Below are 14,765 nucleotides of genomic sequence, written 5' to 3'. Positions count from 1 at the left end.
CTTATAAACCCTCTGATATCAATGTATTTGCTTGATTTATATATTTAATTTTTGACAATACGTTCCTACTAAGGAGGATGGAAAAATGAAGTTAATTATTGCAGTTGTCCAGGACCAGGATAGCAATCGTTTATCAACAGCTTTAATGGCAAATAATTTCCGGGCTACAAAACTCGCTACAACCGGCGGCTTTTTAAAATCAGGAAATACGACTTTCATGGTCGGTACAGACGATATTCGCGTCGAACGCGCTCTGCAAATCATAAAGGAAAACTGTAAATCAAGAGAGCAGCTGGTTGCGCCTGTTTCACCGATGGGCGGCAATGCAGATTCGTACGTTCCATACCCGGTTGAAGTTGAAGTCGGCGGGGCAACTGTATTTGTTCTTCCAGTCGATCAATTTCTCCAATTTTAAAGGAATCACCCGGAGGTTTCATCATGAAAATAAACCAGGATATGCGCTTAAATCTCGATAAAGGCCGCCATGAGCAGAAACAGCAAAATGTTGGCGGGATTAAATTTAGCGAATACGTCCAAAAGCAGGATCAAAAGCTGCAAGTGACACAGCTTCAGCAGCTGATGAGTGATATTGACCAGGCAGGGGACCGGCTCGCCCGTTCGCGGACATTTAAGGATTTAGCCAAGTTTAAAGCGCTCGTGAAACGATTTGTTAAGGAAACAGTCGATTTCGGAATGGAACTTAAGCAATCGCACAGTTGGAATCAATTTGGACAGGGCCGTTCCTTAAAAATTGTCGACACGATTGATGAAAAGCTTGTCGAACTAACAGACAATGTCATGAAGCGAGAAGAAACATCAATTGATATTTTAGGGAAAATCGGGGAAATCAAAGGACTTCTCATTAATTTATACACGTAAGAGAGTGATTGGATTGGCCAGGACTTGGGAGCAATTAGAGGAAATACAGCCAACGGTTTTAAGAATGGTTCAAAACAGCCTGGTAAAGGACCGTGTGGTGCATGCTTATTTATTTGAGGGTGCAAGAGGTACGGGAAAGAAGGACGCAGGCCTGCTCGTTGCGAAAAGCCTTTTTTGCCAAAATCCAGCCAACGGTTATAAACCTTGTGAAAGCTGTTTAAATTGTAAGAGAATTAACAGCGGAAACCATCCTGATATTCATGTAGTTGAGCCTGATGGCCTTTCCATCAAAAAAAGCCAAATTCAAGCGCTGCAAGAAGAATTCGCAAAAACGGGCCTGGAATCGAAACGAAAGCTGTATTTGATTGTTCATGCTGATCGGATGACCGTCAATGCAGCAAACAGTCTCCTGAAGTTTTTGGAAGAGCCACATGCTCAAACGTTTGCGATCTTAATCACCGAGCAAGTCCAGCAAATGCTGCCAACAATTCTTTCCAGATGCCAAATCATTACATTCAAGCCTTTACCTCCAGAAAAAATGGCGAGCCAGCTTGTTGAAAATGGCGTAACAGCGAGCATTGCGCCGCTGCTTTCCCAACTGACCAATAACTTAACTGAAGCACTTGAGCTTAGCAATGACGATTGGTTTGCACAAGCTCAAAAAATAGTGTTAAAATTATATGAAGTGCTGAGAAAGAATCCGCTTGAAGCAATGGTCAACCTTCAGGAGAATTGGTTTCTGCACTTTAAAGAGAAAGAACAGCTTGATCGTGGTTTAGATTTACTTCTTCTTGTATTTAAGGATTTATTATATATCCAGATCGGAAAGCAGGAGCAGATTGTTTATACAAGCGAAAAATCACGCCTGGAGCAATATGCTTTGCAAACATCGGGACGGCGTCTAACCGAACAGATGACGGCCATTTTAGAAGCAAAAAGAAAGCTGCATGCAAATATGAATCCGCAGCTGTTGATGGAACAGCTTGTGTTAAAATTGCAGGAGGGATCTTCATTTGTATGACGTAGTAGGTGTACGCTTTAAAAAAGCTGGCAAAATATATTATTTTGATCCCGGGGAGCTCTCAATTCAAAAAGGCGACTTCGTTATTGTAGAAACGGTTCGAGGTGTAGAGTACGGGAAAGTAGTGATTGCCCGTAAGCAGGTTGAACAAAATGATGTAGTCCTCCCTCTTAAAAAAGTCTTGAGAATTGCAGATCACAAGGATCGGCTCATTGTCGAAGAGAATAAACATGCAGCAAAGGAATCATATGATATTTGCTGTGAGAAAGTAAATGAACATCAATTGGATATGAAGCTTGTCGATGTGGAATATACATTTGACCGGAATAAAGTAATATTCTACTTCACTGCGGATGGACGAGTTGATTTTCGTGAGCTAGTGAAGGATTTAGCAGCGATCTTTCGAACTAGAATTGAATTGCGCCAAATCGGTGTTCGGGATGAAGCGAAAATGCTGGGCGGGATTGGCCCATGCGGGAGAATGCTTTGCTGTTCAACATTTTTAGGAGATTTTGATCCGGTTTCGATTAAAATGGCGAAAGACCAAAATTTATCGTTGAACCCTACGAAAATTTCCGGTTTATGCGGTCGTCTCATGTGTTGTTTAAAATATGAAAATGATGAGTATGAGTCAGCAAAAGAACAGCTTCCGGACTTGGGCGAGTTTATTAAAACCCCTAATGGACACGGCAAGGTTGTCGGGTTAAATATATTGGAACGCGTCCTGCAAGTGGAATTTTCCGAGACTGACCGCGTTCTTGAATATACGCTGGACGAAATTTTACAAGAAGGCGCTGTTTCGCTACAATCAACAGATTAACACCAGGAACAAGCAGGTTTAAGCTTGCTTCCGCACCAGGAAAAAGCAACTTTGGGCTTGTATACGCACCAGGAGCATGTGGGTCTAGCTTGTTGCCGCAATAGAAATAAGCGGCTTTCAGGCCTGTTCACAGGTGTCTGGGATTGGAAGCCGCCAATATAGATACAGGCTGTTTTTAAGCCGCAACATGACAAACATCTTCGAATGACCATCGCAATGAATATAGTTTCTTCGGCTTTATGCTGCAGAATCATTTTTGAAGGACGCTTTCTGTGACTGGCTTATGACCTTGGGAAGCTGGGAGCCGTAGCTGGACGATGAGGTGGAACGCGTGGATAAAAAAGAAATTTTTGATTCAGTTACAAATATGGAAACTCAGATCGGCCAGTTGTACCGCCAGCTTGGGGAGCTTAAAGTCCATCTTGCGGAAATACTGGAAGAGAATAATTCTTTAAAAATTGAGAATGACCATTTAAGGCTCCGTCTGGAGAAAACTGCAGCAAAAGAGCAGCGAGATACCGGCAAGGGAAAAGAGGGTGACAGCCCTTCGGAACTGGACGGCAAAAATCCTCTGGATATTGGTGAAGGCTATGACAACCTTGCCCGCCTTTATCAGGAAGGGTTTCACATTTGCAACCTGCATTTTGGAAGCCCCCGCAAGGAAGGCGATTGCCTGTTTTGTCTATCTTTTTTAAATAAGAAATAATCCAAAGCCTTCCTTATTGCAGGGAAGGCTGTTTTTCTCTCTTTCAGACAAGAATATCTATATACATAAATAGCTCTTGGAGGAACGACGATGGTAATGTTAAAAGATGACGAGAGGCTCGATTATCTTCTCGCTGAAAATTTGCGGATCATTCAAAGCCCGTCCGTATTTTCCTTTTCTTTGGATGCTGCTTTATTGGCAAGGTTTGCATACGTTCCGATTCAAAAAGGGAATCTTATTGACCTTTGCAGCGGGAATGGAGTAATTCCTTTATTTTTGAGCGCAAGAACAAAAGGGAGAATTACCGGCGTGGAAATACAGGAACGATTGTATGATATGGCTGTGCGGAGCGTTCGCTATAACAACCTCGAATCAAGAATCACGATGATACATGGCGATATTAAAGATATGCCAAAGCAGCTCGGCTATGGCAAGTTTGATGTCGTTACGTGCAATCCACCTTATTTTCCGACACCAGCAAACGCTGAGATCAATGAAAACGAACATTTGGCGATTGCCCGCCATGAAATCCTATGTACCCTGGAAGACGCTGTGAAGGTTTCAAGCCAGCTGCTCAGGCAGGGGGGAAAGGCGGCTTTTGTCCACAGACCCGGCAGGCTTCTTGATATCATCACATTAATGAGGCAATACAGGCTCGAGCCGAAACGGATTCAACTTGTTCACCCGAAGCATGGAAGTGAAGCGAATACTCTATTGATTGAAGCAACGAAAGACGGGAAACCAGATTTAAAAATCCTGGCGCCGCTATTTGTTTATAATGGGCGAAATGAGTATACCCGGGAAGTGAGCGAGCTTTTATATGGGGAATAACTGTCATTATTTTTATGTATTAACATGCATTGATGGAAGTTTTTATGGAGGATATACGAACAATTTAAAAAGGAGAATAAAGCTTCATAATGAAGGGAAAGGGGCAAAGTATACGAGAGGCAGAGGGCCGGTAACGCTTATATTTTACAAAAAGTTTGATAATAAAGGTGAAGCGCTGAAAGCCGAATACGATTTTAAAAAATTGCCGAGAAAAAAGAAGGAAGATTTCCTGCTTCGGGAAACAGGAGGGGCATATGTGGCAGCAAAAGAGCTTCCAGAATGAAGAAAGCAAAGGGATCCTGTATCTCGTTCCAACACCGATCGGGAACCTCGAGGATATGAGTTTTCGGGCGGTTAGAATTCTCAAAGAAGCAGATTTCATCGCGGCAGAAGACACGCGCAATACAAAAAAACTATGCCATTACTTTGAAATCGATACGCCTTTGATGAGTTACCATGAACATAATAAACAGGCGAGCGGAGCGAAAATCGTGCAATTGCTGAAAAATGGAGCAAAGATTGCTCTTGTCAGTGATGCGGGAATGCCAGCCATCTCGGATCCAGGATATGAGCTGGTCCAAAAAGCAACAGAGGAACAGCTTGCGGTTGTCTCCCTTCCTGGCGCCAATGCTGCCTTAACAGCTCTGGTTGCATCGGGCTTAATGACACAGCCGTTTTATTTCTATGGCTTTTTAAGCAGGCATAAGAAGGAGAAGAGAAAAGAACTGGAAGAGCTGGTTAAACAAACAGCTACCATTCTGATCTATGAAGCACCGCATCGATTAAAAGAGACATTACAGCTAATGGCAGAAGTGCTTGGTGAAAGAAAAATTGTTCTTTGCAGGGAATTAACGAAAAAATATGAAGAGCTGATAAGGGGCACAGTCTCAGAAGCAATCGAATGGGCAAACCGTGAAGAAGTAAGGGGTGAATTTTGCCTCGTGGTTGAAGGAGGCTCCGGCTCCGAATTAACTTCGGAGCTACAACCCTGGTGGGAGCAGCTAAGCATTAAGGAACATATTGAGCATTACATATCGGAAGGAATGGCTCCGAAAGATGCTATAAAACAAACAGCCAAGGACAGAAATATTCAGAAACGCGATGTGTACCATGTCTATCATGTTGAATAAAAAAAAAAGCTTCTCCGTTTATCAGGAGAAGCTTTTGTCAACTTATTACTTGGAAAGCTCAAAAGAATTTTGGATTTCTTTTAATAATTGCTCAGCGCCTTCACGGCTAAGGATTAATTTTCCGCCTGCAAGAGTAATGTTATCATCAGAAACTTCACCTGTAACATGGCAAGTCATGTTAGGCTTGTACTTTTTCAAGATGATTTTTTCATCATCTACGTAAATTTCCAGAGCATCCTTTTCAGCAATACCGAGCGTACGTCTTAATTCAATTGGAATCACCACACGCCCTAATTCATCAACTTTACGAACAATACCTGTAGATTTCATCCTTGTAATCTCCTCTCAACTTCTATCTCTTTTTTATTTTGAATTCGCCATAATTCGACAAATTCTTTATTTAATATAATAATACCAGCCTTTCCCATAAACGTCAATTATTTTATTTTATAATTTTGAGTGTAATTTTACAACATTTTATAAAAACCTTGATATAAAAGGATTTCTAAGATTAAAATTTTTAAAAAATCTGCAGAAAAAATCCTCGTAATCAGGGAAATATTTTAGTGGATTTTATAAAAAAGTATAAATAATATAATATTTATACTTTTTTCGACAAAAAACTACAAAACTCCTCTTTTTCAGAAATCAAAATATGAAAGATTTCAGAAAAACCAGTGTAATTATATTCCCTTTAAAAAGTTTTGTTAAACCTCGATTCTAGAAATTTATTAATTTTTTATGAAAAAACGAAATCGATCTGTAAAATTTTTCAGTTCACTTCTTCATTCTTGCAAAGCGCTTTAATTGGTTGCACATTTTCAAATTTTTAGGTATATTTTGATGATATAAGCGGTTATGATGGTCTTTAGGCAGCTTAGAAATTCAGATGGTTTTTAACTTGCTGAAAAACAGGATAAAATAGCTCAATAAGGCAGGATGTTTTTATAGATCTCGTCCCATTGGGCGGGATTTTTTCCTTTTAAAAGAGATCTTAAAGCTGTTATGGGCTGATTTATAATTTCTAGTGCTTTTTTAAAAAGGAGGGCATTTCTGATGCAGGAAAAATTGAATACCTTTTACATTACAACTCCGATTTATTATCCAAGCGGCAATCTTCATATAGGCCATGCCTATACGACAGTTGCGGGCGATGCAATGGCCCGCTATAAACGGCTGCGCGGTTATGACGTGATGTATTTAACCGGAACTGACGAACACGGGCAAAAAATTCAGCGCAAAGCAGAGGAAAAAGGGATTACTCCCCAAGCATATGTGGACGAAATCGTCGAAGGAATCCAGGAGCTTTGGAGCAAACTCGAAATCTCCTACGATGATTTCATCCGCACAACCCAGGATCGCCATAAACAAACGGTGGAAAAGATTTTTGCAAGGCTGGTTGAACAGGGCGATATTTATTTGGATGAATATGAAGGCTGGTATTGTACTCCTTGTGAATCCTTTTATACGGACAGGCAGCTTGAGAATGGCAACTGTCCCGATTGCGGCCGTCCTGTCGAGAAGGTAAAAGAAGCTTCTTATTTCTTTAAAATGAGTAAATATGCGGACCGTCTCCTCAAGTATTACGAAGAAAACCCCAAATTCATCCAGCCGGAATCGCGAAAAAATGAAATGATTAATAATTTTATTAAACCTGGTTTGGAGGATTTGGCTGTATCGCGAACAACTTTTGATTGGGGCATAAAGGTACCTGGAGATCCTAAGCATGTTATCTACGTATGGATTGATGCCCTGTCCAATTATATTACTGCGCTTGGCTATGGGACTGAAAATGATGCGAAGTATCTGAATTATTGGCCTGCCGATGTTCATTTAGTGGGCAAAGAGATTGTCAGGTTCCATACGATTTATTGGCCGATCATGTTAATGGCGCTTGATATCCCTCTTCCGAAAAAGGTCTTTGCCCATGGCTGGTTATTAATGAAGGATGGGAAGATGTCCAAATCGAAAGGAAATGTCGTCGACCCTGTTACGTTAATCGATCGCTATGGCCTTGATGCGCTCCGTTACTATTTGCTAAGAGAAGTACCGTTTGGGGCGGATGGAGTGTTTACTCCGGAAGGATTTGTTGAGCGAATCAATTTTGATTTGGCGAATGACCTTGGAAATCTCTTAAACCGTACGATCGCGATGATTGAAAAATATTTCGACGGAATTATTCCTGCATACAAGGGTTCAAAAGGTGAATTTGACGGCTTGCTGCTCGAAGCCAACGTCGATACGATCGGTAAATATGAAGAAGCAATGGAAAAAATGGAGTTTTCAGTTGCCTTGAGTTCGGTTTGGCAGCTCGTCAGCAGAACAAATAAATATATTGATGAAACGCAACCATGGGTGCTCGCTAAATCGGAGCAGGGCCGGGAGCAATTGGCGAGTGTTATGGTTCATTTAGCAGAGTCGCTGCGCCGGATTGCGATTTTATTAAAACCATTTTTAACCCGTACACCTGAACGGATTTTTGAGCAATTGAATGTGAAGGAAGAAACGCTGACTTCCTGGGACAGCCTGGAATCATTCGGCCAAATTCCCGAGGGAACTGCGGTCAAAAAAGGGGAGCCCTTATTTCCTCGTCTGGAAATACAAGAGGAAGTCGAGTTTATTAAACAACAAATGCAAGCTCCATCTGTACCAGCCGAAGCGAAACCTGAAGAAAAACCGGAGACGGAAGAAATCGCGATTGATGATTTTATGAAGATAGATTTGCGGGTAGCGGAGGTCATTCATGCCGAGCCGGTTAAGAAAACGGATAAGCTTATGAAGCTCCAGCTTGACTTAGGCTATGAAAAACGCCAGGTTGTTTCAGGGATTGCAAAGTTTTATACTGCGGAGGAACTGATCGGCCGAAAAGTAATTTGTGTCACGAATTTAAAACCGGTCAAGCTGCGCGGTGAGCTTTCAGAAGGAATGATTTTAGCTGGAGGAAAAGACGGGGCACTATCGTTGGCTACTGTCGACCAGACTCTCCCGAACGGATCAAAAGTAAAATAATGAAGAATAGAACATAGAATTGTTTCACATGTTACAGCTACAAGGAAACAGTTCTATGTTTTTTATTCCAATATAATAATTTTCATTGGTTTAGTTATCTTTCTTATTAATAAATTATTTCCTGGGATAGTTTTTAAAATTTAATAATTGTAATCAAAAAATAAAATTTTACATAAAGGAGTTTTTTACTTTGCTTTTTGACACACATGCCCATTTAAATGCAGAACAGTTTAATGAAGATTTGCCGGACGTTATTAACAGAGCACTCGAAGCTGGTGTCACAAATATAGTTGTGGTTGGGTTTGACAGGCCAACCATCACCAGGGCGATTGAACTTGCTGAGGCATATGAATTTATTTATGCAAGTGTTGGCTGGCATCCGGTTGATGCGATTGATATGACAGATAAAGATCTACAGTGGCTTGAACAGCTGGCAGAACATCCAAAAGTCGTGGCTCTCGGAGAAATGGGTCTTGATTATCATTGGGATAAATCTCCTAAAGACATCCAAAAAGATGTGTTTCGCAAGCAAATCAGGCTGGCGAAAAAGGTCAAGCTGCCGATCGTCATCCATAACAGGGATGCAACTGCTGACACGGTACAAATCCTCAAGGAAGAGGGGGCAGGGGAAATTGGGGGGATCATGCATAGCTTCAGCGGGAGCGTGGAGATTGCTAAACAGTGTTTGGATATGAATTTTTATATTTCACTTGGTGGTCCCGTAACATTTAAAAATGCCAAAACGCCGAAAGAAGTAGCGGCTGCAGTTCCGTTGGACCGTTTGTTAATTGAAACAGATTGCCCTTATTTAACGCCGCATCCTTTTCGCGGAAAAAGAAATGAACCGGGTTATGTAAAATTGGTTGCCGAACAAATTGCAGAAATTAAAGGGTTGTCATTACAGGAGTTTGCAGAAGCTGCAACGGCAAATGCAAAAAAATTATTCGGCATAAATTGATAAGCTTTTTTGTCGATATGTGTGAAAGCTTGTCCTATTATTTAACTATTCTAAAAAGTTCTACACGTCTCCTTTCTCTCATAGGATAACCATGTCGATAAGTCTTCCTTTCTTTTCCGAAAAACATTTTGCATAATAGGAGGTGCGTTCCCAAGGAAAGGTGTTTAGGTTGACAGAAGGAGAGATGGTCTAATATAATCACTCCGAAGAGCAAAGGAGGCGTTTTTCATCGTAATTGAAACCATGAAAAACCTTTTTTCCAAGTCTTTGAGTAAAAAGAAGTTAGCCGTCATTTCAGCTAGTTTCGTAGTTTTTGCAGCAGCAACCGGATTCTTGTTTTATGAAACTACGAAGAAAACAGTAGCCATTACGCTGAATGGCGAACAAAAAGTCATCAAAACACATGCAGCTACGATAAAAGATATATTCGATGAACTTAACATTGCAGTACGCTCAGAAGACTATGTGTTTCCTGCGGAAAACACAAAGGTTGAAAACAATTTAAAAGTGGTTTGGGAACAGGCAAAGCAGGTCCAAATTGTGCAAGATAATGAAAAGAAGACAGTTTGGACGACAGCCGCGACGGTTGGAGAGCTTTTAAAAGACCACCAGATTGCTTTAAGTGAGCATGATACAATTCACCCAAAGCTTGAAGAAAAGATTAAAAATGATCTTGAAATTTCCATTCAAAAAGCCTTTCCTTTAACGCTTGTCGATGGAGGTAATAAACTGGAAGTCTGGTCCACTTCGACTACGGTCGCTGACTTTTTAGTACAGCAAGGTATTACACTGGCTGAATCAGACCGTGTTGAACCTAATCTAGAAGAGACGCTCAAAGAAAATGCCGTTGTAAACGTCATTCGAGTTGAAAAAGTCACCGATGTAGTGGAAGAACCAATTAGCTTTGCCATTGTGACAAAGAAAGATGGCACCCTTAATCAAGGCACCGAAAAAGTTATTACTGAAGGCGTAAACGGTCTAATAGCCAAGGAATTTGAAGTGGTGAAAGAAAACGGCCAGGAAATTTCCAGAACATTAATCAGTGAGAAGAAAATCAAAGATAAACAGGATAAGGTCGTTGCTGTCGGAACAAAGGTCATCGCCCAGCAAGTATCCCGTGAATCTCAGCCCGCCCCATCTTCCGGCCGCGAATTTTATGTAGACTCAACAGCGTACACGGCCAGTTGCAATGGATGTTCAGGCGTTACTGCAACCGGGATTAATCTGAGAGCAAACCCAAATGCGAAAGTAATCGCCGTAGACCCAAGTGTGATCCCACTTGGTACAAAGGTTTATGTGGATGGCTATGGTTATGCTGTTGCTGGCGATACAGGATCAGCAATTAAAGGCCATAAAATTGATGTTTTCTTTCCGGGCACACCCGAAGCCTACCGCTGGGGCAGGAAAAAAGTAAAGATCAAAATATTAAATTAGGCTTTAATGCAGGGGAGCACTCCTCTGCATTTTGCATTTTCACTCAATTTATTTATAATTGTTAAACAAGCGCAAATGAAGTTTTAAGGTGAACTTGATTCATTGATTTAACAGCAACGCATGACATTTACTTTGGAGATCTTTAAAGTCTCCGTTTCATTTTATGCTGTTTTCTATATATATAGACGTTTAATGTTACAAAAATGTTTCAGGTTTTTTGCAAAAATAACAAAAAATTTCAAGTTTTACTTGGGTTAATAAAAATGCGTGTGTCGAGGCGCTTGCGCTTTTCTAATTGTCCAGCTCCAGCGCCTATCCCCTCGAGTCGCTTCGGTCCTGCCAATGAAGTCAAAGAACGGCTTCACTGTCAGGCCGTCCGACGTACAGGACGTACTAGTGCCGACGTTGCCACAGGACGTGGCGATCTTAGTCGGCCAGCGCTTGTCGGGGCTGACCAAGGCGCTTGCGCTTTTCTGTGTATTGGAGGAAAAATGAAGATTAAAGAAATTATTGTGGTCGAGGGAAAGGATGATACCACGGCGATTAGAAACGCTGTGGATGCCGATACGATTGAAACAAACGGTTCTGCCATTAATCAAGAAACGATCGAAAAAATTAAGCTGGCCCAAAAAGTCCGCGGCGTAATTGTGTTTACCGACCCTGACTTTCCAGGAGAAAAGATAAGAAAAACGATCGCTGATCATGTACCAGGATGCCGCCATGCTTTTCTCGAAAAAAGCGATGCATTGCAAAAGCACGGCAAAGGAGTTGGAGTTGAGCATGCATCCCCGGCTGCGATAAGAGAGGCATTAAAAGCTGCCCATACGATGAACGACGAGGTGAAAGAAGAAATCAGCCAGGATGATCTCATCCTGGCAGGCCTAATCGGCGGGGAAGGATCAAAAGAACGCAGGATAAAGCTTGGGAAGCTGCTGAAAATTGGGTATACGAACGGCAAACAGCTTCATAAGCGGCTGATGATGTTCCAAATTACCCCGGAGGAGTTCGCCGCTGCGGTGGCAGCAATACGTCAGGAGGAACAACATGAATAAGGATATCGCAACGCCCTTAAGAACACGGACCATACTTGAGAAATATGGCTTCACCTTTAAAAAGAGCCTCGGCCAAAATTTTTTGATTGATACCAATGTTTTAAAAAATATTGTCGACCATGCCGGATTGACAAACAATACAGGAGCGATCGAAATTGGCCCCGGCATTGGTGCATTAACAGAACAGCTTGCCAGAAAAAGCAAAAAGGTAGTCGCCTTTGAAATAGACCAGCGCCTTCTTCCTATCTTAAAAGATACGCTCGCCCCCTACCCGAATGCAAAAATAATCCATGCGGATGTTTTAAAGGCCGATGTTGGCGAAATCATAAACGAGGAATTTGCGGGCATTAACGATATCATGGTCGTTGCTAATTTGCCTTATTATGTGACGACACCGATTATCATGAAGCTTCTTGAAGAAAACCTTCCGATCAGGGGCATTGTCGTCATGCTTCAGAAAGAGGTTGCCGACCGGATATCCGCCAATCCCGGTTCTAAGGACTATGGATCTCTATCGATTGCTGTTCAGTATTATACAAAAGCAGAAACGGTGATGGTCGTGCCGAAAACTGTTTTTGTACCACAGCCAAACGTCGATTCAGCGGTGATTCGTTTAATAAAACGGGATAAACCGGCAGTATCAGTGATCGACGAGGAGTTCTTTTTTGTGGTTACGAGAGCAAGTTTTGCACAAAGACGAAAAACAATTTTAAATAATTTAACAAGCCAGCTGCCAAACGGAAAAGAGCTGAAAGATCACATCATGGCCGCTCTCCATGGCGCGGACATTGATCCGGGCCGAAGAGGAGAAACCCTTTCAATCGAAGAATTTGCGCTTCTTAGCAACCTGCTCTATCCGAATTTCCGCTAAGACCCTTTTTCAGGGTCTTATTTATTTTTCCAAAGCGTACGATCCCATTACGATAATCAGCAGGCTGCACTCTGGACTAAAGTATTTTTCCTGGTTGTCTCCCGGATACAGTGATACATGAGCTCCGTGTCAGTCCAATCACAAGGAGACAGGAGTTTGCATAGCTTATCAGAGAACGATCTGGGAGTGACGACTATGGGTATTAACGTTATGGACATCGTTGGGAGAATTTCTTATCGTTGCGACATCATATTTAGAGTCATTGATATAAAGGAAGAAGCAGGCCGGAAAACAGCTGTGTTAGCAGGCGAGGATGTCCGGCTTATTGCTGATGCTCCCTATGAGGACTTAATGATTATAGATCCTTCTGAACGAACGAAATTGGCGAGGGAATTCAGATCGCTTGAAGAGCAGTCCTTCAAGCTGTTCCGGCAGGATGTAGACCTGTTGAAACAGAAATTGGAATATGATGCAACAGGAGGATACAGCCAGTCCCATAATTTTTTTCAAATGCCTGGAAGAGTGCTTCATGTAGACGGTGATCCTGTTTACTTAAAGAAGTGCTTGCAGCTGTATGAAAAGGTGGGCGTTCCCGTATACGGTATCCATTGTTCGGAAAAAGAGATGCCGGACAAAATCGTCCAGCTCATTGATTATTACCGTCCGGACATCCTTGTCATTACCGGCCATGATGCCTATTCAAAAGCAAAAGGAAAAATAAACGATTTAAATGCATACCGGCATTCCCGCCACTTTGTCCAAACGGTCAAAGAAGCAAGAAGGAAAATTCCCCATCTTGATCAGCTGGTGATCTTTGCAGGTGCCTGCCAATCCCATTTTGAATCGCTCATCCATGCCGGCGCGAATTTTGCGAGCTCTCCTTCAAGAGTAAACATCCATGCTCTTGATCCTGTCTATATTGTGGCCAAAATAAGTTTCACCCCGTTCATGGAAAGAATTAATGTGTGGGACGTGCTGCGAAATACCCTTACCGGACAAAAAGGGTTAGGCGGAATTGAAACGAAGGGTGTACTGCGGACTGGAATGCCATATAAACTCGATCAAATTCAGTAAAGTATGAAGTCGTTCGTTTTAACTAACGACTTATTTTTTTGAATAGAACGCACATATTCTTTGTCGAAAGAGGTCAACCTATAATTGTTGAAATATAGAAGAAAAAGTCAGAGAAAATATATTGACAATCATTTTAAATGACTGTTATAATTTATCTTTTTATTTGACTTAGTTATGTCAGCGTGTTATACTTTACATAGTGAGGTGGACCGAATGCCAAAAACATTATCGGATATTAAGAAAGCACTCGATTCGAATCTAGGTAAAAGACTTTTGCTTAAGGCAAACGGCGGACGCAGAAAAACGATTGAGCGTTCCGGTGTTTTAGCAGAAACATACCCTTCCGTTTTTGTGATTGAATTAGATCAAGATGAAAATGCATTTGAACGCGTATCTTACAGTTATGCGGACGTTTTAACTGAGACAGTTCAAATTACCTTCTATGAAGATGCTTCAAGAAATATTGCCTTAAGTTAATAAGGCCCAAAGCAGGCAGTAAACAATTGTTTACTGCCTCTTATTTTTGCCTTTTTTCTGTCTCTGTAAACAAAAAGCAGGGTAAATAAAGGTTCACATCAAATAAACTGGTTAATCAATACTAATAATACCGCGGTAACGAAAGGGGCTGTTTTTCTTGGGCAGAAGAAGAGGGATTATGTCAGAGGGTTTTAAAGAGGAGCTTGCTAAGGATCTTGGTTTTTATGATGTTGTCCAAAGAGATGGTTGGGGCGGAATTAGGGCCAAAGATGCTGGGAATATGGTGAAAAGGGCTATTGAGCTCGCCCAGCAGCAGCTAGCTGGCAGACGATAACACTTCTTAGTTTTGTACCAAGCAGAAATTATGGATTTACCGCGGTGAAGCCAGGGCACATGCCCTGGCTTTTTATAGCTATAGGAAAGTATAAACGTTTCTAAATATAGTTGGGCGTTTCGATGTCCAGCTCCAGCGCCTAGCCCCTCGAGTCGCTTCGGTCCTGCCA

17 protein-coding genes are annotated in these 14,765 nt (G+C 41.7%); 16 read left to right on the top strand and 1 reads right to left on the bottom strand.

What is annotated here, in order from left to right:
• Positions 1-85: 85 nt before the first annotated feature.
• The 8 genes from CU633_RS21585 to rsmI all read left to right on the top strand — a co-directional run bounded on the left by CU633_RS21585 (position 86) and on the right by rsmI (position 5,387).
• Entirely contained in the window at positions 86-415 is a 330-nt protein-coding gene (locus CU633_RS21585; protein WP_101662615.1) for a cyclic-di-AMP receptor, read from the top strand.
• Positions 416-438: 23 nt separating this feature from the next.
• Positions 439-879 (top strand): YaaR family protein, encoded by a 441-nt coding sequence (locus tag CU633_RS21580; protein ID WP_101662614.1) that lies wholly within the window; start codon positions 439-441, stop codon positions 877-879.
• A gap of 13 nt (positions 880-892) precedes the next feature.
• A complete protein-coding gene (gene holB, locus CU633_RS21575) occupies positions 893-1,900 on the top strand; it encodes a DNA polymerase III subunit delta' (protein WP_101662613.1) in 1,008 nt (335 codons plus the stop codon).
• The gene (locus CU633_RS21570) at positions 1,893-2,720 is read left to right on the top strand and encodes a PSP1 domain-containing protein (RefSeq protein WP_101662612.1); all 828 of its coding nucleotides are present in this window, start codon (positions 1,893-1,895) and stop codon (positions 2,718-2,720) included. Before holB ends, CU633_RS21570 begins: the two co-directional genes overlap by 8 nt.
• A 331-nt stretch (positions 2,721-3,051) precedes the next feature.
• Positions 3,052-3,426 carry a DNA replication initiation control protein YabA gene (yabA, locus tag CU633_RS21565; RefSeq protein ID WP_101662611.1) on the top strand — a complete coding sequence of 125 codons (375 nt, stop codon included), beginning with the start codon at positions 3,052-3,054 and terminating at the stop codon, positions 3,424-3,426.
• Between the two features lie 90 nt (positions 3,427-3,516).
• The gene (locus CU633_RS21560) at positions 3,517-4,257 is read left to right on the top strand and encodes a tRNA1(Val) (adenine(37)-N6)-methyltransferase (protein WP_101662610.1); all 741 of its coding nucleotides are present in this window, start codon (positions 3,517-3,519) and stop codon (positions 4,255-4,257) included.
• Entirely contained in the window at positions 4,247-4,540 is a 294-nt protein-coding gene (locus tag CU633_RS21555; protein WP_101662609.1) for a GIY-YIG nuclease family protein, read from the top strand. Before CU633_RS21560 ends, CU633_RS21555 begins: the two co-directional genes overlap by 11 nt.
• Positions 4,512-5,387 carry a 16S rRNA (cytidine(1402)-2'-O)-methyltransferase gene (rsmI, locus tag CU633_RS21550; protein WP_101662608.1) on the top strand — a complete coding sequence of 292 codons (876 nt, stop codon included), beginning with the start codon at positions 4,512-4,514 and terminating at the stop codon, positions 5,385-5,387. Before CU633_RS21555 ends, rsmI begins: the two co-directional genes overlap by 29 nt.
• Before the next feature lie 45 nt (positions 5,388-5,432).
• On the opposite strand, the gene CU633_RS21545 is transcribed toward rsmI, so the two are convergent.
• Positions 5,433-5,717, bottom strand: a complete 285-nt coding sequence (locus CU633_RS21545; protein WP_101662607.1) for an AbrB/MazE/SpoVT family DNA-binding domain-containing protein — start codon at positions 5,715-5,717, stop codon at positions 5,433-5,435.
• A 726-nt stretch (positions 5,718-6,443) separates the two neighbouring features.
• Between CU633_RS21545 and metG the strand changes: the two genes are divergently transcribed.
• From metG to CU633_RS21505, 8 genes are all read left to right on the top strand, one after another.
• Positions 6,444-8,396 (top strand): methionine--tRNA ligase, encoded by a 1,953-nt coding sequence (metG, locus tag CU633_RS21540; protein WP_101662606.1) that lies wholly within the window; start codon positions 6,444-6,446, stop codon positions 8,394-8,396.
• Positions 8,397-8,586: 190 nt separating this feature from the next.
• Positions 8,587-9,354 (top strand): TatD family hydrolase, encoded by a 768-nt coding sequence (locus CU633_RS21535; protein ID WP_101662605.1) that lies wholly within the window; start codon positions 8,587-8,589, stop codon positions 9,352-9,354.
• Between the two features lie 243 nt (positions 9,355-9,597).
• Complete coding sequence (locus CU633_RS21530; protein ID WP_101662604.1) at positions 9,598-10,788, top strand: G5 and 3D domain-containing protein; 1,191 nt, start codon at positions 9,598-9,600, stop codon at positions 10,786-10,788.
• A 491-nt stretch (positions 10,789-11,279) separates the two neighbouring features.
• A complete protein-coding gene (gene rnmV / locus CU633_RS21525) occupies positions 11,280-11,840 on the top strand; it encodes a ribonuclease M5 (protein ID WP_101662603.1) in 561 nt (186 codons plus the stop codon).
• A complete protein-coding gene (gene rsmA, locus CU633_RS21520; protein ID WP_101662602.1) occupies positions 11,833-12,711 on the top strand; it encodes a 16S rRNA (adenine(1518)-N(6)/adenine(1519)-N(6))-dimethyltransferase RsmA in 879 nt (292 codons plus the stop codon). Before rnmV ends, rsmA begins: the two co-directional genes overlap by 8 nt.
• A 195-nt stretch (positions 12,712-12,906) precedes the next feature.
• On the top strand, positions 12,907-13,785 hold the full coding sequence (gene yabG, locus CU633_RS21515; RefSeq protein WP_101662601.1) for a sporulation peptidase YabG: 879 nt from the start codon (positions 12,907-12,909) through the stop codon (positions 13,783-13,785).
• A gap of 213 nt (positions 13,786-13,998) precedes the next feature.
• A complete protein-coding gene (veg, locus tag CU633_RS21510; RefSeq protein WP_101578950.1) occupies positions 13,999-14,262 on the top strand; it encodes a biofilm formation stimulator Veg in 264 nt (87 codons plus the stop codon).
• 157 nt (positions 14,263-14,419) lie between these two features.
• Positions 14,420-14,596 carry a small, acid-soluble spore protein, alpha/beta type gene (locus tag CU633_RS21505; RefSeq protein WP_101662600.1) on the top strand — a complete coding sequence of 59 codons (177 nt, stop codon included), beginning with the start codon at positions 14,420-14,422 and terminating at the stop codon, positions 14,594-14,596.
• Positions 14,597-14,765: the final 169 nt, after the last annotated feature.

The sequence above is a fragment of the Bacillus sp. V3-13 genome (assembly GCF_002860165.1).
In the GTDB taxonomy this organism is placed as follows: Bacteria; Bacillota; Bacilli; order Bacillales; family Cytobacillaceae; genus Bacillus_BJ.
Note: the sequence above shows the minus strand (reverse complement) of the source record. Positions and strands in the feature narration are given on the sequence as shown.